This window comes from Pelagibacterium lentulum, assembly GCF_003992625.1.
Classification (GTDB): Bacteria; Pseudomonadota; Alphaproteobacteria; order Rhizobiales; family Devosiaceae; genus Pelagibacterium; species Pelagibacterium lentulum.
Window position 1 is genome coordinate 1 of the sequence record NZ_RZMW01000002.1, and the last position, 20,471, is coordinate 20,471.

The 20,471-nt window shown below is 57.5% G+C and carries 18 protein-coding genes, 1 pseudogene and 1 riboswitch; of the genes and pseudogenes, 8 read left to right on the plus strand and 11 right to left on the minus strand.

Features of this window, described 5'->3' with window-relative positions; translation table 11 throughout:
* Positions 1–590 (plus strand): annotated as a pseudogene (locus tag EO133_RS00085) (hypothetical protein); the annotation flags it as partial.
* A 149-nt stretch (positions 591–739) separates the two neighbouring features.
* Here the strand turns inward: EO133_RS00085 and EO133_RS00090 are convergent.
* The 3 genes from EO133_RS00090 to EO133_RS00100 form a co-directional block, all read right to left on the minus strand.
* A complete protein-coding gene (locus EO133_RS00090; protein WP_127070562.1) occupies positions 740–2,563 on the minus strand; it encodes an SLC13 family permease in 1,824 nt (607 codons plus the stop codon).
* 93 nt (positions 2,564–2,656) lie between these two features.
* Positions 2,657–4,492, minus strand: a complete 1,836-nt coding sequence (locus EO133_RS00095; RefSeq protein WP_127070563.1) for an acetyl-CoA hydrolase/transferase C-terminal domain-containing protein — start codon at positions 4,490–4,492, stop codon at positions 2,657–2,659.
* 115 nt (positions 4,493–4,607) lie between these two features.
* Complete coding sequence (locus EO133_RS00100; RefSeq protein WP_164734810.1) at positions 4,608–5,963, minus strand: acyltransferase family protein; 1,356 nt, start codon at positions 5,961–5,963, stop codon at positions 4,608–4,610.
* 194 nt (positions 5,964–6,157) lie between these two features.
* Between EO133_RS00100 and EO133_RS00105 the strand changes: the two genes are divergently transcribed.
* Positions 6,158–6,490 carry a hypothetical protein gene (locus tag EO133_RS00105; protein ID WP_127070565.1) on the plus strand — a complete coding sequence of 111 codons (333 nt, stop codon included), beginning with the start codon at positions 6,158–6,160 and terminating at the stop codon, positions 6,488–6,490.
* The gene (locus EO133_RS00110) at positions 6,487–6,711 is read left to right on the plus strand and encodes a hypothetical protein (protein ID WP_127070566.1); all 225 of its coding nucleotides are present in this window, start codon (positions 6,487–6,489) and stop codon (positions 6,709–6,711) included. The genes EO133_RS00105 and EO133_RS00110 overlap by 4 nt, the downstream gene beginning before the upstream one ends.
* Positions 6,712–6,855: 144 nt before the next feature.
* Here EO133_RS00110 and EO133_RS00115 read toward each other — a convergent pair whose 3' ends face one another.
* A complete protein-coding gene (locus tag EO133_RS00115; protein ID WP_127070567.1) occupies positions 6,856–7,449 on the minus strand; it encodes a CGNR zinc finger domain-containing protein in 594 nt (197 codons plus the stop codon).
* Between the two features lie 119 nt (positions 7,450–7,568).
* Between EO133_RS00115 and EO133_RS00120 the strand changes: the two genes are divergently transcribed.
* A complete protein-coding gene (locus EO133_RS00120; RefSeq protein WP_127070568.1) occupies positions 7,569–8,450 on the plus strand; it encodes an alpha/beta fold hydrolase in 882 nt (293 codons plus the stop codon).
* Positions 8,451–8,576: 126 nt separating this feature from the next.
* On the opposite strand, the gene EO133_RS00125 is transcribed toward EO133_RS00120, so the two are convergent.
* Together EO133_RS00125 and metE are read right to left on the minus strand one after the other, a co-directional pair.
* Positions 8,577–9,209, minus strand: a complete 633-nt coding sequence (locus tag EO133_RS00125; protein ID WP_127070569.1) for a pyridoxamine 5'-phosphate oxidase family protein — start codon at positions 9,207–9,209, stop codon at positions 8,577–8,579.
* Positions 9,210–9,578: 369 nt separating this feature from the next.
* Entirely contained in the window at positions 9,579–11,852 is a 2,274-nt protein-coding gene (metE, locus tag EO133_RS00130; RefSeq protein ID WP_127070570.1) for a 5-methyltetrahydropteroyltriglutamate--homocysteine S-methyltransferase, read from the minus strand.
* Between the two features lie 240 nt (positions 11,853–12,092).
* A riboswitch (cobalamin riboswitch) is annotated at positions 12,093–12,283 on the minus strand.
* 153 nt (positions 12,284–12,436) lie between these two features.
* Here metE and EO133_RS00135 point away from each other — a divergent pair.
* A complete protein-coding gene (locus EO133_RS00135; RefSeq protein ID WP_127070571.1) occupies positions 12,437–13,234 on the plus strand; it encodes a class I SAM-dependent methyltransferase in 798 nt (265 codons plus the stop codon).
* Between the two features lie 73 nt (positions 13,235–13,307).
* Here the strand turns inward: EO133_RS00135 and EO133_RS20775 are convergent, their stop codons facing one another.
* The 4 genes from EO133_RS20775 to EO133_RS00155 all read right to left on the minus strand — a co-directional run bounded on the left by EO133_RS20775 (position 13,308) and on the right by EO133_RS00155 (position 17,112).
* Positions 13,308–13,586, minus strand: a complete 279-nt coding sequence (locus EO133_RS20775) for a GNAT family N-acetyltransferase (protein WP_127070572.1) — start codon at positions 13,584–13,586, stop codon at positions 13,308–13,310.
* On the minus strand, positions 13,495–13,773 hold the full coding sequence (locus EO133_RS00145) for a GNAT family N-acetyltransferase (protein ID WP_308788796.1): 279 nt from the start codon (positions 13,771–13,773) through the stop codon (positions 13,495–13,497). The genes EO133_RS20775 and EO133_RS00145 overlap by 92 nt, the downstream gene beginning before the upstream one ends.
* A gap of 83 nt (positions 13,774–13,856) precedes the next feature.
* Complete coding sequence (locus EO133_RS00150) at positions 13,857–15,410, minus strand: sensor histidine kinase (RefSeq protein ID WP_127070574.1); 1,554 nt, start codon at positions 15,408–15,410, stop codon at positions 13,857–13,859.
* A gap of 757 nt (positions 15,411–16,167) precedes the next feature.
* Entirely contained in the window at positions 16,168–17,112 is a 945-nt protein-coding gene (locus EO133_RS00155) for a PRC-barrel domain-containing protein (protein ID WP_164734811.1), read from the minus strand.
* Positions 17,113–17,621: 509 nt separating this feature from the next.
* On the opposite strand from EO133_RS00155, the gene EO133_RS00160 reads away from it, so the two are divergent.
* Complete coding sequence (locus tag EO133_RS00160) at positions 17,622–18,473, plus strand: SDR family oxidoreductase (RefSeq protein WP_127070576.1); 852 nt, start codon at positions 17,622–17,624, stop codon at positions 18,471–18,473.
* Between the two features lie 26 nt (positions 18,474–18,499).
* On the opposite strand, the gene EO133_RS00165 is transcribed toward EO133_RS00160, so the two are convergent.
* Positions 18,500–19,318, minus strand: coding sequence for a Crp/Fnr family transcriptional regulator (locus EO133_RS00165; protein ID WP_127070577.1), 819 nt, complete (start codon positions 19,316–19,318; stop codon positions 18,500–18,502).
* 204 nt (positions 19,319–19,522) lie between these two features.
* On the opposite strand from EO133_RS00165, the gene EO133_RS00170 reads away from it, so the two are divergent.
* Together EO133_RS00170 and EO133_RS00175 are read left to right on the plus strand one after the other, a co-directional pair.
* Entirely contained in the window at positions 19,523–19,945 is a 423-nt protein-coding gene (locus EO133_RS00170; protein WP_127070578.1) for a response regulator, read from the plus strand.
* Positions 19,946–19,962: 17 nt separating this feature from the next.
* The gene (locus EO133_RS00175; protein ID WP_164734812.1) at positions 19,963–20,457 is read left to right on the plus strand and encodes a response regulator; all 495 of its coding nucleotides are present in this window, start codon (positions 19,963–19,965) and stop codon (positions 20,455–20,457) included.
* The last annotated feature ends 14 nt before the right edge of the window (positions 20,458–20,471 follow it).

Sequence of the window (20,471 nt, forward strand, 5' to 3'; positions counted from 1 at the left end):
TCAGTATGCGGAGCACTCATCGCCCCATGCCGTCCACCTCTTTTGCAAACCGAAGCCGCTGGCTGTCGGGCGCTTTGACATGGCTGAAAGGAAGGGAAGGCCCCCTCACCCGCCCACCCGTCAGTGAGATCTCCATCATTGCGCGGGGGAATGTAGGTGGCTATTCCGCATGGCAGGGCGTGTCTTCATCCTTGCAAACCCGAGCTGACCTGGAAGCCCATATCCAGACACTGCTTGCGGGCCGCTGTGCGGAGATCGCAGTCTTTGGACAAGCCTCTTCGGGTGCCGGAGGCGATCAAGACAGCGATTTGGGTCAAGCAACCAGATTACTGACGTTTCTGGAAGCGGGCTTGGGGCTGGGCGCTGCTCTTACCTTCCGCTCAGGATATGAAACCACCCTTGAACTTCTGTCCGGCGATGCGCAATTGCGAACCAAAGTGGAAAAGAGACTGCAGCATCTTCACAAGGTGACACTGAAACTGGTCAACACACATCGCGGCCAAATCCTCAAGGTTGCCGAGGAGCTCATTCAACAACGCTGTATCAATGGAGACCGCTTTCGACAGTTGCTAACCGAAGATGTAATTTGACCGCTTCGGAAACAATTTTCGCGGCGCGGTCCTGTAGGATCAGGGCCGTTTGCTGACTGTCCGGTCTCGTTGAGGAATTGGAGAAAGCCAACATTCCGCATCCGGCCCCATCTCGGACGTTCCACATGTTGCTGCTGCGCCTGATACCCTCAGAAGGGCATGATGATGGGCACCAGCACCACGTTCACGCATAGCGCGATCAAAGCCAGCGGCGTGCCGATCTTCACGAAGTCGACAAAGTGATAGCGCCCCGGCCCCACCACCAGCGTGTTGACCGGCGAGGACACCGGGGTCATGAACGCCGCCGATGCAGCCAGCGCCACAGTCATCGCGAACGGGTAGGGCGAAGCGCCCAGCGCGTCCGCGACCCCAAGGGCCACCGGCGCCATCAAAACGGCGGTCGCGGTATTGGAGACAAACAGCCCCAGCCCCGCAGTCACGACAAATATGGTTGCAAGGACCAGATGTGGGCCAGTCGCTCCGGCAATATCGAGCAGGGCCTGGGCCGCGATGTCTACGCCCCCGGTGCGCTGCAAGGCAACAGAGAAGGGCAACATGCCGACGATCAGCACCAGCGATTGCCAATGGATGGCGCGGTAGGCGCTCTTGAAATCGACACAACCGAACAGCCCCATTAAAAGGCACGCAATCAGCGCGGCGGTAAGATTGGGCACGATGCCTATCACCATCAGCACGACCATCAGCGCTAGCGCCGCAAGGGCAAAGGGCGCGCGGTCTGGGGCGGGCAAGACCTCCTCACTTTCGCGCGGCAGACCCAGAACGATCAGATGGTTGAAGTCGGCCTGCAAGCGACGAATGGCTCGCCATGGGCCAATCACAAGCAAGGTGTCGCCGAGAGCGAGTTCGACGTGGGCCAGGCTTTGGGAAACGGATTTACGGCCACGCTTGAGCCCGATCACCGAAACATCGTGATGCGTGCGGAACTGGCTTTGCACCAGCGACTTGCCGATCAGGTCGGACCCGGCCGGTACCATGATCTCGGCCATGCCGATTTCCTGGGCATAGTCGGTGTAGTAGGCCCCCGAAAGCGGCAGGCCTCGCAATGCTAAGCGTTGTACGACGTCGGCGATGTCGCCGCCGGGGTTGAAGTAATCGATCAGCAGAATGTCGCTCGATGCCAAGCGCGTATCGGCCCTTGGCTGGACAAGCTGACGCCCCAGGCGCTGGCGGCGCTCGATAGCCAGGATGGTCAGCCCTTCGCTTGAGCGCAGATCAAGTTCGCCAAGACTTTGCCCGATCATCGGCGATCCGGGTCGGATCTGCAGTCGATGCTCGCGCCCGGCCAACGCATATTGATCGATCCAGGTGGAAAATTGCGGCCTATTGGGCGCATCAGCGATCTGCTCTGACGTCAGGAACCGCCGGGCAAAAAGCATGTACACAATGGCAAGTACCAACATGGGAATGCCGAAGGCGGTAAAGCTGAAAAACCCAAAGCCTTCAAAGCCGCGCCGCTCGAGTTCACCATGCACCACCAGATTGGGCGCGGTCGCCACCAGCGTCATCATCCCTGAAATCAGCGCCGCGATGGAGAGCGGCATCATCAGCCGGCCTGGATTTGTCCCGCTTCTGGCAGCGATCCGCAAGACGATGGGAATGAAGATCGCGACAACGCCGGTCGAACTCATCACCGACCCGACCCCCGCTACGATGATCATCAGCAACACGATCATCCGCGCTTCGCTTTGCCCAGCGGTTGCCACCAGCCAGTCGCCCATGCGCTGGGCCACCCCGGTGCGAACCAGCCCTTCCCCGATCACGAACAGGGCGGCGATCAGAACGATATTGGGGTCGGCAAACCCGGTCAGCGCTTCCTCGATACTCACGATCCCGCTTAATGGCAGGATAACGATGACAACCAGCGCCACCCCATCCATGCGCGGGCGCCCCACGATGAACATCACGATCGCCGCGCCAAGCAGCATCAGGACAAAACCAAGGTCGGAAATCATGGGAAGGTCTGTTTGCCCGTTGAGGAAACCCTGAGGCGAATTTTTACCCCAAACGTCCGCCAGTTCAATGCCGTACGGTCAGGCAGGCGCCATTCAGCCCTGTTCACCCTTGCGCAAGGCGCCTTTCAGGGCCAGCGCGGTCAGCCGGGTCTTGAAACCCTTTGGCGCCACCAGATCCATGCGCTCCAGCGCCTCTTTCTCGCGGGCAGCGGGCTTGCCCTTCATGCCGGCCAGCACCAGCTTGAAGAGTGCGGAGCGATGCGCACTGGCGCTGCGCAACTCGGCCAGCGCGGGGATCAGATACTGTTCGATGTCGGTGAAATCGGTACCGAAAGGATAGTCCGCCAATTTGTCCTGACGATGCGGGGAAAGCCAAGCTTCAAGCGCGTCGGGGGTGTTGTTGCGCGCCGCTTCGGGCAGCCGATAGTCGTCTGGCAGCTTCCCGGCTTTTTTCGCCTCGCGCTCAAGATCGCTTTGAAACCGGCTGTCGGCGATTTCCAGGAGCGCGGCAATGGTCGCCGCATCGCTTTTGCCGCGCAGATCGGCAATGCCATATTCGGTAACAACGATATCGCGCATATGGCGCGGGATGGTCATATGCCCGTATGAATAAATGATGTTGGACTGCACCTTCCCCTTGCTTTCGCGCGTCGCGGACAATGTGATGATCGCGTGCCCGTCTTCAAGCGCGAAGGCCTGCTCGACGAAATTGAACTGCCCGCCCACCCCGCTCACCACCTGCCCGTCTTCGGTCCCGTCGGAAACTGCCGCACCCAGCAGCGTTACCATCATGGCGGCATTGACGAAGCGTGCATCGCGCCGGGCGGCGCGCTTGGCCGGCTCATCGCCATAAAGCGCATTGGTAAAGGAAACCGGCATCATGGCGATCCGGGCGCGTTCGCTCTCCGGAAGGGCGTTGAGCCGCTCATAGAAAGCGCGACTATCGAGAAAGAAACCGGCATGGATGGCCGCGCCGTGCACCTCGCGCTTGATGATGCCATTCTCGAACAGCGCCAGCAGGCCATCGACCAGCATTTCGGTCACGCCGTAGAGCCCGGTTTCAAACCGCCCGGTTTGCGCAAATTTCTCGCTGCGCGGAAACGGGCAGTCGGTCCAGATCGGGGCGATTGTTTCGCGTTCGCGGAGGATCAGCGCATGGGCTACCGCATCCCCGATTTCCCCGATCCCGATCTGCAGCGTCCCGCCATCTCGTATCAGCCGCGAGACATGCAGCCCGATTGCATGTTCGGGCAGGCCCACCGGCCGCTTGACCACCGAGAACAGATCATGAGCAGGGGTGGTGTCGAGCACGACGGCGCATTCGTTCGGGTGGATTTCGCCGGTTCCGGCCATGAAGGGCAAGTCCGGATGCACCTGCGCGATCAGTTTGAAGTCTGCTTTGCCTTCCGCCCGCAGTTTGATCAGATCGGCAGTGATATCGGTATTGCATGAGAGGCTCTGTCGGTCCTCAATCCCGGCCAGAAGGTGCAGGACGACATTGGGTTGGTGGGAAAGCAGAACATCGAGCGCGTGGGTGTAATTGGCCGAGACATAGCTGTGCTGCATGGCCGGGACCTTGAGCCAGTTCGCGGCCTGTAGGAAAAATTCGGTTACCCGGATATTGTCGGGCAGCTTGTCCTCGCGCATCAGCCGCGCATATTCGATCTCCGGGTATTTGCCGAACAACCGGTCCAGCGCAGGCCCAAGGAAGCGCTCTTCCATGTCCGAGGAGGGTTTGGGCCGCTCTAGCGTCAGCGCGGTAAAAATGTGCAAGCGAATCGATGGGTCTTTTGCGGCGCGCTCGACCAGCGCGTTGATCAACTCGACCGGCTTGCCAAGCCCCAGCGGCATGGCCACCCGCAAATCGCGCCCAACATGCTCGAGAATCCAGTCGATAACATGATCTTGGGACGAAAGCCGTTCCGTCATGTCTTCTGCTCGCTGCGCAATGCCGATTTCACCTGTGTTTCGCTCCCTGCCGATCCGATATCCTTCCGAGGGCCAACGTGACCGGGATTGAATTCGTTGCGAAAAATCGACCCGCTCAGCGGAACAGGCGACCCCACAGGCCACCCAGAACGCCATAGCCTGCCAGACAAAGCGCCAGGAATGAAAGCGCGATGGCTGGAGGCTGTTCGGCCACGCCCAACCATAGCAACCCAGCGATCCCGCCCCCGGCCATCCCGATGCCCCAAAGTGTTGCCGGCCCGTTCGGGGACTTGCCGTGGGGCGCCTTGGTTTGTTCGAAGCGCCCAACGGCAAACACCAGCCCCGCCAGCACGATGGCGAACACCAGAACCCATGCCGGTTGCTGGCTCCACCAGCGCGCATCCACAGTTTCGGTGAGCGGCACCCAGTCCATCTGCACTGCGATATTGGTTACCACCACCATCGCCACCTGATGCCAGAGGAACAGCGTCATCATCCGCGCACCCAACAGCGCAATGACAGTCCAGAAAACCGGATGCTTGAGCGCCCGACGCATCGGGTCTTGCGCCATCAGAGCAAATCCCGTCTGGACAATGGCCAGCGCGAACAGCGCCACGGTGGGCGGAGCGGCATTGTTGGGCAAATCGGTGCCCTCGACAGGGACCATTGTCAGGGGCCACCCCGCCATCCCGATCAGAACAATCAACGCACTGCCCCCAGCCAGCACCATCCCAATTTGCCCCCCAGGGGTATTGGGCAGCCTGTCATCCGCCCACATATGCCCAAGTTGTTGAATGGCGACCCAGGTCAGCAGAAAGTTGGGCAGCCCCACCAGCGGCTGGGTGCCCACGACCGGGCCGACCCCGGCCCAGCGCAGCCCGTCTGCCCCCGCCGCCAGCGCAATGGCCAGAACAATGGCAGGTACGCTCCAGCCCTTCTCGTGAATGGCCAGCGTAAAAGGGGTCAGCGCCATGACCGCCAGATAGGCCGCAATGAACCACAGCGGGATCAGCGCGATACCGGGATCGATCACTAATGCGTCGGCAACAAAAACATCCGCCAGAGCCCAGAGCGGTATCAACACAAACAGAAGGACCATCGCGGGGCGCAGCAGCCTTATTGCGCGCTTTTGCACCCAGGCCATCCTCGCCATGCCCTCGGACTGCGCGCGCCGCCAGCTTTTCGCATTCAGCGTGCCGCCCACCAGAAAGATCAGCGGCATCACCTGCCAAATCAGCGACGCCCATTGCCAGTCAGGGGCGATGTCGAGCAGGTAACGCGCTTCGGGTTCCCCCTCGGGCGCAATGACCACGCGCACCACCCAGTGCCCGACAATCACCATCAATATGGCGGCAACCCGCACAAAATCGAGATAGCGGTCGCGCCCCTGATCGGTCGCGGCTTCAACGCGTTCGACCAGCCCACCCGGTCCACCCTTATCGTTCGCTTGCCGTTTCAAATACGCGCTCATCGATCCGCTCACCCGCTCCTTTATCCATCGGTGATTGGCGTTTAGTCCTGATGGTTCAACGATTGGTGCGCCATCGGGCTCCAAAATTTCTGCGCATCGCCTTAGCCTGATTGCGGATCGCACATCCGCCGCCGGAACTTGTGTCCCCGGCATCGCTATCTTCGGTATGCAAACCCTCACGCGGAGGAATACCAATGGCAGACAGTTCAATCACCGACGACGCGCGCAAGGCCATGGAGCATCAGGTCCGCGAGTTGCGCGACCAGATTACCTTGATCGACAAGTCGCTCACAAAGCACGGCTTTGATATCGAGGACGTGCGTGACCATGCGGAAAACCTTTTCCACGGCGCCCAGAAAAACGCCCGCCGCGCGGCACGCCATGTCCAGAAGAAGACCGATGTCGTGGCCAAGGCAGCCCAGCGCGCGCGCCTCGCCACCAGCACGGCATTGACCATCGTCAGCACGATCGCTCCCGCATCGAGGTTACCGTCCATTTTGGGAGTGGGCAGACCCCCAGCAGATTGATCGGTGACACTCATCCCGGTCCCGAAAAAGGATCGGTCGTCGTCAGGACGGAAGCTCGCATCAAGGCGGGCGGGCTGTTCGCGGCGCCTGTTGCCGGCAACGACCTGGCCGACCATGCAGGCCACACCTTCTCACTCTTGTGCCTGATTTCTACGGGCGGCGCCTCCACATTTGGGGCGCCTGTTTCGGCCGTGACCTCATCGGGGCCGTTACCGGACTGACGGGTTCCGGCGAGGAAACTGCAGAAAGCCGACATTCAGCGTCCGACGCCGTTGCGGTTGGCGAACTCGGCGGCAACCGACCCCATTTGAGATATAGTGCCAATTAGGATCGTGTCCGAAAGCCGCCGCTGACATCGGATGGAATTATGTAAAGTCAACCCTTACCCGATGCCGTGAAGCTTTCTCGCGATTGCCGCAGGTCTGCATACTGCACCAACGCCGTCTTCCGCCTCGTGATGTATCTACGAATAACCAGCCGCATCGTGGGCAGGCACGCAATCTCTGGCGGGGCAGAACAATGGATGCCTCTACCGACATAGCTGCCAGGAAAGCGATGATGGCTTTGGGGTCATCGAAATGCGCAATTTCCGATGCCGCATAGGTCCGGCGCGGCCTTAGCCGATGCGTCGAGAATCCCTTGGCTGCCTTATCGAACAATACACCCAATGCGTCTGGTGCTGGTGGATTGTCCGCAGCAAGTGCGTCGAAAACCGAGAAGGATGCCTCTCTCAGTTCTTGAACACACTTCATGAAAAACGGGTCCAAAATTCCAGAAATCGCGTCCGCCTGACCCTCAGTGGCAAGTCCTGCGAACTGGAACCAGTTTCCTACATCACGCGGCGAGTTCAGCAGATCGTTGTCATCGTCAGGCATATGCCGGGTGAAGACGGTGTTGGTGAAGTCAATTGCTGGATGGCCACCTATGAAGTGTTCGGGCGTCCAAACGGTATCCGACATTTTCGACATGGAACCTAACTGTATAAATTGCGTTATATGGTTACTTCGCGATAACCGCTGTACGCATTTTATGTGGTTTCTTGCGTTTGGCATAGGAGTGAGAAAGAAGGATCATCCGCATGGTCAACGCAACGAAGCATCACACGATCAAAATCGATGGCGTTGACGTCTTTTTTCGAGAAGCAGGGAAACGTGGGGCGCCGGGGCTACTGCTTCTGCACGGCCAGCCCTGCTCGTCGTTCTATTTCCGTCACATCATCGGCCCGCTGTCCGAAGTCGCGCATGTTGTCGCCCCAGACCTGCCAGGCTTTGGCTTTACGGAAGCGCCGGAGAACTTTCCCTACACCTTCGACGCCATGGCCGAGACCATCGACGCGTTGCTGCGCGAGATCGGCATGGATCGGTTCTTTCTTTACGTTCATGATTTTGGGTCGCCGGTTGCTTATTTCTTGGCGATGAAACATCCTGAACGTGTGCTCGGGCTAGTTATTCAGAACGGCAATGCCCATGAAGCGGGCCTTGGCGAGCCTTGGAATCTCGTCAAGTCTTATTGGGCCGACCCTACGCCGGAGAACCTTGCCAAACTTCCTGAGTGGCTGAATTTTGAAGGGGTAAAGCACACCTATGTTGGCGATATTCCAGAACGTCTGGTGCCACTTGTCGCGCCGGACGGTTGGCATCTCGACTGGGAGCGCATGAGCCAACCGGGACGCATCGACATCCAACTCCGCATCTTTTCTGACTACAGCTCCCACGCGGCCCGCTTTCCGGCATATGAAGCCTACCATCGTGACCATCAGCCTCCTGCGCTGCTTCTTTGGGGGCGTCACGACCCATACTACGAAATCGCAGAGGCCGATGCTTACGCCAAGGTTCTCGATCGGATCGATATGCACTTCTTCGACGGCACTCATTTGCTATTGGAGACGCACCACGAGGAATGCGCGCGCATGATCCGCAATTTCATTGTCGATGTGGAGCGCAAGAAAGCGGCGCCCTAACATCTGCTTCTCATAAATTGACCCGGGAAGCAGATGTTCGGCTCCCCCCATTTGAGCCTTTTAGGTCGTCAAGCGCGCCGCGATCCGACAAAAACCGATGTCATCGATCTCATGCTCAGTCAGTTGCTAATACATCGTTTGCTTGTAGTCCTCCTCCAACCCCGCGTCGATCTTTCGCATCTCCTCGTCCCCCGGTGCGCCGGTCGTTTCGTCGAGTATCATTTTGATGAGTGACGGCATCCCCCTGCGATCCTGATGTTGGGATGGGTCCCAAATATGCGAGCGCCTAAGAGCCTTTGCGCAATGCAAGAAGACCTCACGGACATGCACCACTATTGCAAGAGAGGGTTCGTGGTTGTTGACCGTCATGGTTTCGAGAAGGGCCGGATCATTGACGACTTGTGCCGTCCCGTTGACGCGCAGGGTCTCGTCGAACCCGGGAATAATGAACAATAGTCCCACAGAGGGATTGGCTATGATGTTGGAAAGGCTGTCCAATCGGTTGTTTCCAGGGCGGTCAGGGATAGCCAACGTCCTATTGTCCAAAATTCTCACGAAACCAGGCGGGTCGCCGCGCGGGCTCACATCGGCGCGACCGCTCAGATTCTGCGTGCCCAGGCAAAGGAACGGCGAACGCCGGATAAAATCTTGAGCATGGACCCCAAGACTTTCCTGCAGCTTTTGAATGGCGAGGTCATGCGTGGCCGGGTAAAGCGCCCGCAGCTCTTCCTCGCGTGAGACGACGAACCTGAAATCCATACTCTCCTCCAACAACAGGCCGCCAATACTGAGGTACGTACATCATCTTCGTCAAGACCCCATAGGCCGCCATACTTTTCAATGAGCTTCTTGGCCGACAATTTCAGCTTCCCTTCCTACACTTCCGAAGAGCTGCCAGTCCGCTTCCCACCCTCCCTTAAGCCGTTCGGTGTCGTTAAGCACACGGTGACCGGAGTTTGGCAGCAATCCACGCCCTTGCGGTCGTTGAGACACCTATTGCGATTGCCTACATGCTGTCGTTCAAACAATCCGTATGGCAGCTCCTCCGAGGATTTTGAAGAAGCCGCCATTTCATGGTGCCGCAGCAAGGCTGAGACAGGAGCAAATTGCACTGGACGACACTCACGATTACAGCCTCGTTGCTCTTAATTTCTCCGCAGCACTGATTAACTGACCCAATGCAGCCTTTGTTTCGGGCCAGTCGCGGGTTTTGAGACCACAGTCCGGGTTGATCCAGAGGCGGTCGGCAGGCATGGTTTCCAGCGCCTTTTGTAGCAAGGCCACCATGTCCGCGGATGACGGAACGCGCGGAGAGTGGATGTCCCATACACCGGGGCCGATGGCGTTGGGATAGTTGAAGGTCCCGAAGGCTTCGAGAAGCTCCATGTCTGAACGCGATGTTTCGATCGAGATGACATCTGCGTCGAGCGCGGCAATGGCGTCCATGATGTCATTGAACTCGGCATAGCACATATGGGTATGGATCTGGGTCCGGTCTTCGACGCCGGATGCAGACAGGCGAAAGCAGTCGACGGCCCAGGCGAGGTAATCCTCCCATTCGACCTTGCGCAGCGGCAGGCCCTCGCGCAGGGCGGGCTCATCAATCTGGATCATGCCGATACCGGCCCTTTCCAGATCAAGAACCTCGTCGCGGATGGCGAGTGCAATCTGGCGACAGGTCTCGGCGCGTGGCTGGTCGTCGCGCGCAAAGCTCCATTGGAGAATTGTTACCGGCCCGGTCAGCATGCCTTTCATCGGCTTTTCGGTGAGAGACTGCGCATAGGCCGACCATTCGACCGTCATCGGATTGGGTCGGGACACGTCGCCATAGATCACCGGCGGTTTGACGCAACGCGATCCATAGGACTGTACCCAACCGTTTTTGGTGAAGGCGAAACCCTCGAGCTGCTCGCCAAAATACTCGACCATGTCGTTGCGCTCGAACTCACCGTGCACCAGCACGTCGAGACCGATTTGTTGCTGAATGGCGACGCATTCCTGAGTCCTGACCCTGAGAAATGTCAAATAGGTTTCTTCATTTATGTCCCCGCGCTTGAAGGCCGCGCGCGCTTGCCGGATATCTTTCGTCTGGGGGTAGGAACCGATTGTCGTGGTGGGAAACGCCGGAAGCCCAAAGTGGTCCTGCTGGATTACCGCCCGTTCGGCATACGGATGCTTGCGGGCAAGGGCATGTTGGTCAACCGCCGCGATACGGTTCCGCACCGCCCGGTTGGACGTTTTTGGGCAGGATCGACGGCTCGCGAGCGCCTGCTTGCTTGCGGAAAAAGCCTCGCGAGCGGCCCCTTCGCCACGCTGGATGGCGACGGTCAGGGCCTGGACTTCGTCAAGCTTCTGTTTTGCGAAGGCCAGCCATGATCGGAGTTCGGGATCGAGCGCGACCTCATATTCGAGATCGATCGGGCTATGGAGCAGCGAGCAGGACGGGGCAATTTGCAGGCGATCGGGCCCAAGCAGATCCCATGCGCGGCGCACAATGGCAAACTTGTTCTCGAGATCGGCACGCCAGATGTTTCGGCCGTCGATCAATCCCAGCGAAAGCGATTTCGTGCCCGACACAAGAGCCTCAAGCACCGGCTCAAGCTGGTCCGGTGCGCGGACAAGGTCGACATGCAACCCTTCGACAGGCAGATTTGCTGCAAGCTCGAGATTGTCCCCCAGCGCACCAAAGTAGCTGGTCAGCATGATTTTGGGCGCGATGGGCGCGAGCACGTCATATGCCCTTTTCAAGGCTACCTTCTGGCTCTCCCCAAGATCGCAGGCAAGGACGGGGTCATCGATCTGGACACAATCGGCGCCATTGGCTTTGAGCGTCGACAGAATCTCCGCATACACGGGAAGGATTGCCTCAAGCAGTTCGACAGGCTCGAAATCGTCTTTGGCCTTGCCCAGCGAGAGGAACGTCACCGGGCCGATGAGTACCGGCCGTGTCTTGATGCCAATGGACTGTGCTTCGCGGAATTCATCGATGACCCGCGATGATGAGAGCGCAAAGCTCTGTCCACGGGTGAATTCGGGAACGATGTAGTGGTAGTTAGTATCGAACCATTTGGTCATTTCCATCGCCGGGGCGGTATCGGTGCCGCGCGCGCAGGCGAAATATACATCGAGTGGGTCGCTTTTGTCTAAATTGGCAAAGCGCTCGGGTATGGCGCCGAGCGTGAAAGCCATGTCCAGCACGTGGTCATAAAGTGAAAAATCGCCCGATGGGATGATGTCGATCCCCGCCTCCTTCTGGAGTTTCCAGTGGCGCGCACGCAACTGGCGTGCTGCTGCAAGAAGGTCAGCCTTGGAAGTGTCTCCTTTCCAGTAGGCTTCAAGAGAGTTTTTCAGCTCGCGGCGCACGCCGATGCGCGGGAAGCCGAGATTGGCAGAAACTGTCATTTTGAGTTGCCTCATTCAATTGAGTGCCGCGCGCTGTGGCGGCGCGGCGAGAAAGAATGCTGATTTGCGGAAAAGCCCGGCGACCCGGGCTATCTGTTCAGGCGTGCGGATAGCTGAATTGCATTCAGCGTCTCAGACCGCATTCCATGGGCATTCGGCCATCGCGATGAGGCGGGAAAAGAAGCATTGCGTCGATCATCGTCATACCCTCGATACCGACCCACCCCGATCGGCAAACAGAGAAACCAAATATCCACGGTAGGTCTCCTGGCTCGCGGCATTCCAGACGCATCCGCCTTCCCGGAAAATCCAGTGGCATGATGGGCACGTCCCAACCGCTTACAGTTGCGGGGGCAGCTCCGGACTTGGCATTTTTGCCGTACCGGATTCCCTGTTATCCCCTCGCGGGGACCGTAGACAATGCTAGTCTGTCCGATCAGATTGCACCTGTCAATAAGGATATAAAGAAGTCTTTATATCTTCATGGGTTGATTGAACAACACCGGTCGGTCGGGTTCCCACCCCTTCCGAGACGTTTCCACCAGGTGTTATAACAAAAGCGAAGAACGCACCCGAGAGCTGACATGATCGATATATCTGATTCCGATGTGGCGAAGCGCTGGAATGGAAACGCCGACCAGTGGACCCGAGACGTTCGCGACGGATTCGACGTTTACCGCGATCAGTTTACGTTTCCTGCCTTCCTCGACGCTCTACCTCCAATCAACGGACTGGACGTCATTGATTTCGGTTGTGGCGAAGGGACGAACACCCGCGCCTTCGCTCGGCTCGGCGCAAGCGTAACCGGCATCGACCTGTCGACCCGGATGATCGAGCACGCCAGGCAGACTAAGGAAGCCGATCCGCTCGGCATTCACTACCAGGTCGGCTCGTATAGCGACCATAGCGGGCTGCCTGATGCATCCTTTGACGCGGTCCTTTCGACCATGGCGTTGATGGACGGACCCGATCTGTCCGGCGCTATGCGAGAGGCATTTCGTCTCTTGCGTCCAGGAGGCTTTCTTCTCTTCAGCGTCCTGCATCCCTGCTTCATCACGCCGGGACTTGGTTGGGAGAAGGATGCGGTAGGGCGAGCAACCGGTCTGCGGGTCGCTCGCTACTTCGATCGATCATCGTTCACAGAGCACTGGCGTTTCGGTGATCGCCCCAAGGACGAAGATGTCATTCCGTTTGCTGTTCCCCGGTTCCCGCGCACGATGGGCGATTACCTCAACGCCGTCGTCTCCGCTGGGTTTGTCCTAACTGCCATCGGGGAGCCGCAACCATCTCTGGCTGCATGCGAAGCCGTTCCACGGTTCGCCCGCTGGCGAGACCTTGGCGCCTTTCTCTTGCTGGTTACGGCAAAGCGGCCTTCAGCATAGGGATGGTGCAATCAGATGCACGGCAGCTTCCGACGCAGCTAAAAGCAGTCTTTCGCTTCCAGTCTATGCGGACTCAAGCCATTAACAGAAATCGCCGTTGAATGATTTCTGTTTCGCGGGATTGCGAAAACACCCTAACGTCCCCTACCCGGTCGAAACCTAGCCGGGTCAAAACTGCCGCAGAAGCAACGTTGTCGTCAGCACACCCTGCTCGGATTGCGCTCAGACCAACGTCTTCAAAAACGAGGCGCACTAGTCGTTCAGCGGCCTCTAACCCGAAGCCGCAGCCCCAGACCCCCCTGCTCGATCCAATAACCAATCTCGCCTTCGCCATCTGCAATGCCGAATACATCACAAACCCCGATCATGCGGCCATCCAAGTCAATCGCCAGCCGGTAGGCGATGCCCTCTCGCGACTCATAGGAGTGACTTTTGAACCAGCTAGTCATTTTCTCCGTGTCAGGCGGCATCATAGCCGAAACGAGGTTGCGGGCTACTGCGGGGTTGGTCCTGATATCTAGAGCGGAACCCGCGCCGATTCATTCAGCTCGGGTTCCGGTCTAGATAAGCAGACTGCATGGTGGTGATGGCCGGAAACGCTTGCTCAACTGGAAGTCATGATTCAGAATCCTTCTTCATCCGACAAAGGCTCTATCGGAAAGTCCATCTGGAATCGTGATCCGTTTTCGCCGACAAGGGTATAGCTCCCGCCGACCTGGGTCGCGAGCCCGTGGATCAGCTTGTGTCCCATGCCGGTGGAATTTACTTTGGGGTCTAGCCCGATACCGTTATCGGAAATGATAAGACGTGCATTGGTTGCGTTGATCGGCGCAAGTTCAACCCAAATGGTGCCCTTCTCCCCATCGGGAAATGCATATTTGATCGCGTTGCACAAGACCTCGTTGACTATCAGCGCTAGCGGCATTGCATGATCGCGATGCACGATGACGGGTTTGACCTTGGTTTGCACCTGCGCATTGGTATCGAAGCCCGTGACGATGTCGGCGACGAGTTTTTCAATATAGCCGGACAATTCAGTCCGCGTGAACTGATCAGTGCGATACACATGTTCGTGGACAGCCACCATAGCCGCGATGCGGCGCGCCATTTCCTGTTTGACCGGATCGGGTATGGGCTGGAGTTGCACTAACGATGCAACCGCCTGAAGATTGTTCTTCACCCGATGGTGAATCTCACGGAAGAGCAATGTGTTGTGCTCCAGTGCAGCACCAAGTTTTTGCTGGGCACGCTGATCGCGCGTCGCTGCCCGCCATAGCATACAGGCAAGCACGAACAAGGCTACTGAGATTGGCAGCAAAAGCCCAAGGACGATAAGGACCGAGCGCCAGAAACTGGCATACATTGTATCTACTGCAATCCCAGCAACGGCAATCAGCGGCAGCCCGGGAATCGCTTGATATCCAACAAAGCGTGCAACTCCGTCGGCTGGTGAGGCTTGCGCAAAATAGGTGCCCGAGTCTCTGTTTCGTACTAGATGTTCGGTGAAAAGTTCATATTCGCCCATATGCAATGGCTCTGCCTGAGAGGGATAGCGCGAGACCAGCCAAGCGTCACTGCCTACTATCGCCAATGTAGAACCCGCGCCCAATTTTAGCGTGCGCGCAAACCCTGCAAGCATCGAGTCTGAGATTACGATCACTGCTATCCCTGAAAATGCGCCGTCGCTATCAAGGCGCCTGGCGATAGCAAATCCGGTCTGATCGGGATCGTCGGGCAATGCCACAGCTGCGATTAACGTATCCAGCCCCGCTTCAAGTGCTTGGAAGTATGGAAGCAGGGAGATATTCGAGGGGCCAAACGAACTCGTATCGCTGATACGGAGATTGCCTTTAGCATCATATACAACCGTTTGCGGATCGCCTGGTAGATGAGCAATGGTTTCGCGAATTTCGGCCAGCACAGCGTCGTCGGGCGCGAATGGTTCGCGCTCCAGCCTGTCATGTATGCGCTCAAGGGCCTGCTGGCTGGCAGTAACAAGCCAACTGGTCTGCAGAGAAACTAACTGGGCATTTGCCATTGCCTGCTGTTCAGCACGTTCTGCTTGTTCCCGGTAAGACTGAACGGCCAAGAGCGTAAAAATCAGCAGCATGGCAATGGGCAATGCAACAGCCACTGCCGCTGCATAGTTGGCAGTGTTCCAGCGCCTCTTTTGCACTTTGATCGCCTTACCCGTCAAACGCGCCGTCCATTCGCCGATGTCCCGGTCGGCCTCAAATTGCTTTTGGCAATATTATTAATGCCTATGAGTGAATCTCGATTCCGAGAGCGCCGCAAAGCCAGAGCGAAGATATCGGAAAATTCCGTGCGCACATTAACATAGGTTGCAAACCGTTGGCGACGCTAAAGCCAAAGCGATCGCCTTCGCTACGCGGCATCTGTTTTGCTACGAGGCTTACGCAACCAGACCGTTTTCCGAACATCCTCGCACACTTCCCCCAGCCATGGCCTATGGCCCAGCGGTTTCCTTGCGGTGGTGCGTTCGCGAAATTTGGACATCCCCTGGGTCTATCGTCAGCGGTTGGTTGTAAGCCTCCGCTTGTCCAGCTCTTGCCTTCTGACGGCGAGAGTGCCGGCCAAGCCACCCTTCGGGACCTGGAATATGGAATCGTCAAGCTGAATGTGTTGCGCCGGCTCAAGCAGGCTACTTGGCTACCGATAGGCAATGGACTCAGACGATGACAAAAGCAATCGCACCCTGTCGTTGGAAATCAATGCGCTGGCCTTTTCATCCGACGAGACAGCCCAAGCCTCGGGAATTTCAGAAGAAGACTGAATGCGTCACGCAGTTGACCAAATACGCAAACGGAGAAGTCATCCGGCTTTCAGCTCGGCAATAGGGGTTTCGATGTCGCCGCAACATGAGAAGGGCGCGCCCAATTCGATGCGCCCTTCTCATTTGTCATCTTGGCAGTTTATTGGAACCAATAATCATCGGCCCGCTGAACCAAGGCATCATAGGCTTCGTCGTCAATCCAGAAATTGCCTTCGATGGCGGGAGCGGCAGAGAGATGTTCCGGCTCGACATCGAGGACTAAAGAATTAAGTCCGGGCACTGTAGCAAAAGCCTGCCAAGGCACGGCCACGAGTTCTTCACCGAAACCAAGGAATCCCCCACGGGCCACAATAATGTAGCGCAGTTCCCCCGTCTGGGGATGAACGATTACATCGTTGACCGAACCAAGGTTCTCGTCGGCACGGGTACGCACATCCGAACCCCGTATTGCGTCAATGGTCAGCCTGCCGCCCTCTGCGGCATCCGTGACCGGTTCTGCCAATGCGATCTGTTCCTGACGCCAATCTATAATCTGTTGAGGCTGAAGGCCTGCATCAGACAGCTGAGCGCGATAGCGCTCATAAGTGGCCGAGACCTGACCAAGCACGTAATCGCACCCCTCTTGGTTGTTTTGCTCGGCGAACACATGGGCCGCGCCATAAAGCTGTTGGATTTGTCCCCTAGGAGACTGATAGCCTTGCATACCGACGAACTGATCGAAGCCCCAATGATTAGCAGCGGCGCCTCCTGCAAGAGGCGCTGCATCCGTTTGAGCCTCCGCGCCTGCGTCAGGTGCTGCCGGATCGGACATAAGTTCAGCTCCGGGACCATAGCCTGCGGTACCCCAGCCTGTAACCCAGAACCCTTCCTGCTCAAGTTGGGCGGCAAATATCGCAAGACTCTCCCGGCATTCGTCGGCCTGGCCCTCTGATTCCTCGAGAGGATCGAGTTCGCCGTCGGCGGGAAGTTCTTGCACAGGGGTTGGATCATCGGGATCGATGGTGTCCTGAGACTGCGCCAGCACAGGAGAGACTGTCAATGCGCCAGCCGCTATCAGTGCAACAAGAGATGGTGTATTGGACATAATTTCCTCCATGTTCATCTGGCCCGCTCCGATGTCGGCGCGTAGCGCAATTGAAAGTGTTGCTAGATCGTCAAAGGGATGCGTCTGCACGTTCCCTGCGTTTGACCAACCCGTAACGCGGACCCGTGTTCCAGTTCGCCCCCTTATTGGCTTTAGGAAGTCGTTCGAGGTGATATCGGATAACCTCTGTTAAGGGTTCGAGTGAAAACGCGACCGACGCCTAGTTGCGGCATAGTGATCGGTCCGTGCCACCTCCCCGAGTTTGGGAGTAAGAGCCGACACGCCAAGGTGACACACCCGTTCGGAGGGCCAGCAAGACCCATGCCAGTCAATGTGGCGAGCGCGATCAAGGCCACGACCTGCCCCTTCCCTCCATCCTCCCTATCCTACGATACTTGCTATCCCGGCGCGCAAAACACTGCGGAACCGGTCACGCGCTGAAACATTGCAGTATGGATCAAGGCCACGCGGGAACGCGGCCTCTATTCCAACCAACAGGACAGCGAACCATGACCTCCCAAGCCCCCGCCGCCCAGAATCAGCACCGTCAGCCTGGATACGAATACGAGATGGACCCGGCTCCCCAATACGCGCCTTTTTACCCCGGAGCGGGTAAACTCAGCGGCAAAGTAGCGATCATAACCGGTGGTGATTCCGGCATAGGACGTGCTGTAGCGGTGCTTTTCGCACGTGAAGGCGCAAAACTTGCAGTCCTTTACAAAGATGAGGACAAGGACGCCGAAGATACGCGCGGGCTTGTCGAAGCCGAAGGCAGCGAGGCCATCTTGATCGCTGGCGATGTCGGCGATCCCCAGTTCTGCAAGGATGCTGTTGCGCGCACGCTCGACGCCTTCGGACGGGTCGATATTCTGATCAACAATGCTGCTGAACAGCATGTTCGCGATGACATCGAAGAACTCGCCCCTGAAGACCTCCAGCAAGTTTTTCGGACCAACATTTTCGGATATTTTTACATGGTTCAGGCGGTGCTGCCGCATCTGCCGAACGGAGCTCGGATCATCAACTCTGCATCCATCGTTGCGTTTCGCGGGCAACCGCAGTTGATCGATTACTCCATGACCAAAGGGGCCATTGTGGCACTGACGCGGACATTGGCCACCCGGCTTGCTGACCGAGCCATACTCGTCAACTCCGTTGCCCCCGGCCCCATCTGGACACCGTTGATTCCCGCGAGCTTTCCGGCAGATAAGGTGGCCGAATTTGGTAAAAGCACACCCTTGGGCCGTCCCGGCCAGCCAAACGAAGTTGCCCCAGCCTATTTGCTGCTTGCAAGTGAGGAAGGTCGTTTCATCACCGGCCAGACCATTCACGTCAATGGCGGGGATTTGCCCAGCAACTGACCCAACGCATGCGGGTATATCGCCGGTCAGGTGTGCACGACGGCTTGGGCCTGCACAGTTTGCTTTAAGTTAAGATAGGCGGGGGAAAATAGAGCCTGCTGTTTCATCGATTCAAAATCAAGGATCGTAACCCTGCCATTCTGAACAGCCACATGTCCTTCGCGGCGCAATTGCTGCAAGGTGCGATTGACATGGACTGCAGAAAGACCCAGGGCCTCTGCCAGTTCCCCTTGGGTCAGCGGCAGATCGAACCCACCGTCGCTAACCAGCCCAACAGCGTCCAGTCGGACGCGTAATTCGCATAGAAGATGAGCCATGCGTTCAATGGCGGTCCGCAGCCCCATGCTCACCAGCCATTCCTGGCCGATGGATTCCTCAGTCAGCGTGGACAGCCACAGGACACGTGCGAGAGATGGGTATCGCTCTAGGATCGCTAGTAACTTCTTGCTGGAAACGGCCTTGAGCTGAAGAGCAGATATGGATGCGACCGGACGCTGAGGCCGACCACTGATGAAGTGACGTAAATTCAAAACGTCGCCTGGCAAAAGAAAGCACAATATCTGCCGGCGCCCATCGGTAAGGAATTTGTATCGACAGGCAAAGCCGCTCTCAATCCAATGTATACCGGCACCCTCGTTGTCGTTGAATGCGGTATCCACATCGACGCGCGGGCCGATCGAGCGTGTTTTTTCTGGCAATGACAGTATTGCCCTGCGTTCGGCTGATCCGACCGTCCCAAGGCTTTCCAGTTTTCTGATTAGCAATTCACTCACGATAAATATACCATTCTGGACTGTTCCCGGGGGCAATAGGCGTGGTCGCGACACCCTGATGCTGAGCCTCATGCTGATGAAGAAGCATGTTCTCCCAAATTCGTTGAAGCCCTCCAGGTTCCCTACAATAGTTGTCAGCTGGGCATTCGGTTGGCCGCCCGATCACAAGTGCTTTTCGTGGAAAGAGCTATCTCGATTCCGTTAAGCCCCCTGGAAACAATTGCCCGCCTATCGCGTTCTAGAGTCTTGAAAGGAACGGCAGCCGAAGGGTAGATCATGGTCGAACGCCCGAAATTGCCAGCTGGCTTGAAGGTGCTAGTTGTCGAAGACGAGTATCTGATCGCTGCTAATCTGTGCAAGGAACTGTCTGAGCGCGGAGTCGCACCAGTGGGACCATTTGGTTGTCTCGGACGGGCACTGGAGGAAGTCGAAAGCGGTCGGACGATCGATGCCGCCATTCTCGACATTAACATTGGCGGCAGGTCTGCATATCCCCTCGCCGACCGACTGGTGGCCTTTGGTATTCCCTTCGTTTTTGGAACCGGATACGACAATTGGACCATACCGGAAAGGTTTCTCGCCATAACTCGGCTCGAAAAGCCCCTTGATCCCGATACCATCATTACAAACCTCGCGACTTTACATAGGTGTCAACCGGCCGCCGAGAGTTGGATGAGCTGCAAGCTATCTTCGCCATGACTTTGGAGGGGAACGCCATGACGACTGCTACAGTTTCGGGAAAGTGCATCTTGGTAGTGGAAGATGACTATCTTCTGGCCCGTGAGGTCTGTAACGACCTGCAAGAACATGGGGCGACAGTACTTGGCCCGGCTCCCACAGTTCATTATGCTCAATTGATGCTTGGCAAACGGCGCATAGATGGCGCTGTCCTCGACATAAGGCTGTTCGGGGAAGATGTGTATCGGCTTGTCGACCAACTCATCGATGATCGCATACCGGTGGTGTTCGCAACAGCTTTCGACAAAGCCCAGATCGCGGAAAAATACCGCTTCATTGAAGCCCTCCACAAGCCAATTTGCCTCAAATCGCTGCGTGAGAAGGTCGCCCATTTCAAGCCACTGCCCCAATCGGCCAACGACAAGCTGGATAAAGAGCCACCACTGGAACGCGTGAAACCGCGCGAATCTCAATCACTCTCCGAGCGATGGGCTGCAGTGCTGGTGCGGGCCATGAAAGATGGCCAGTTCTAAAAAGGAATTGAAAC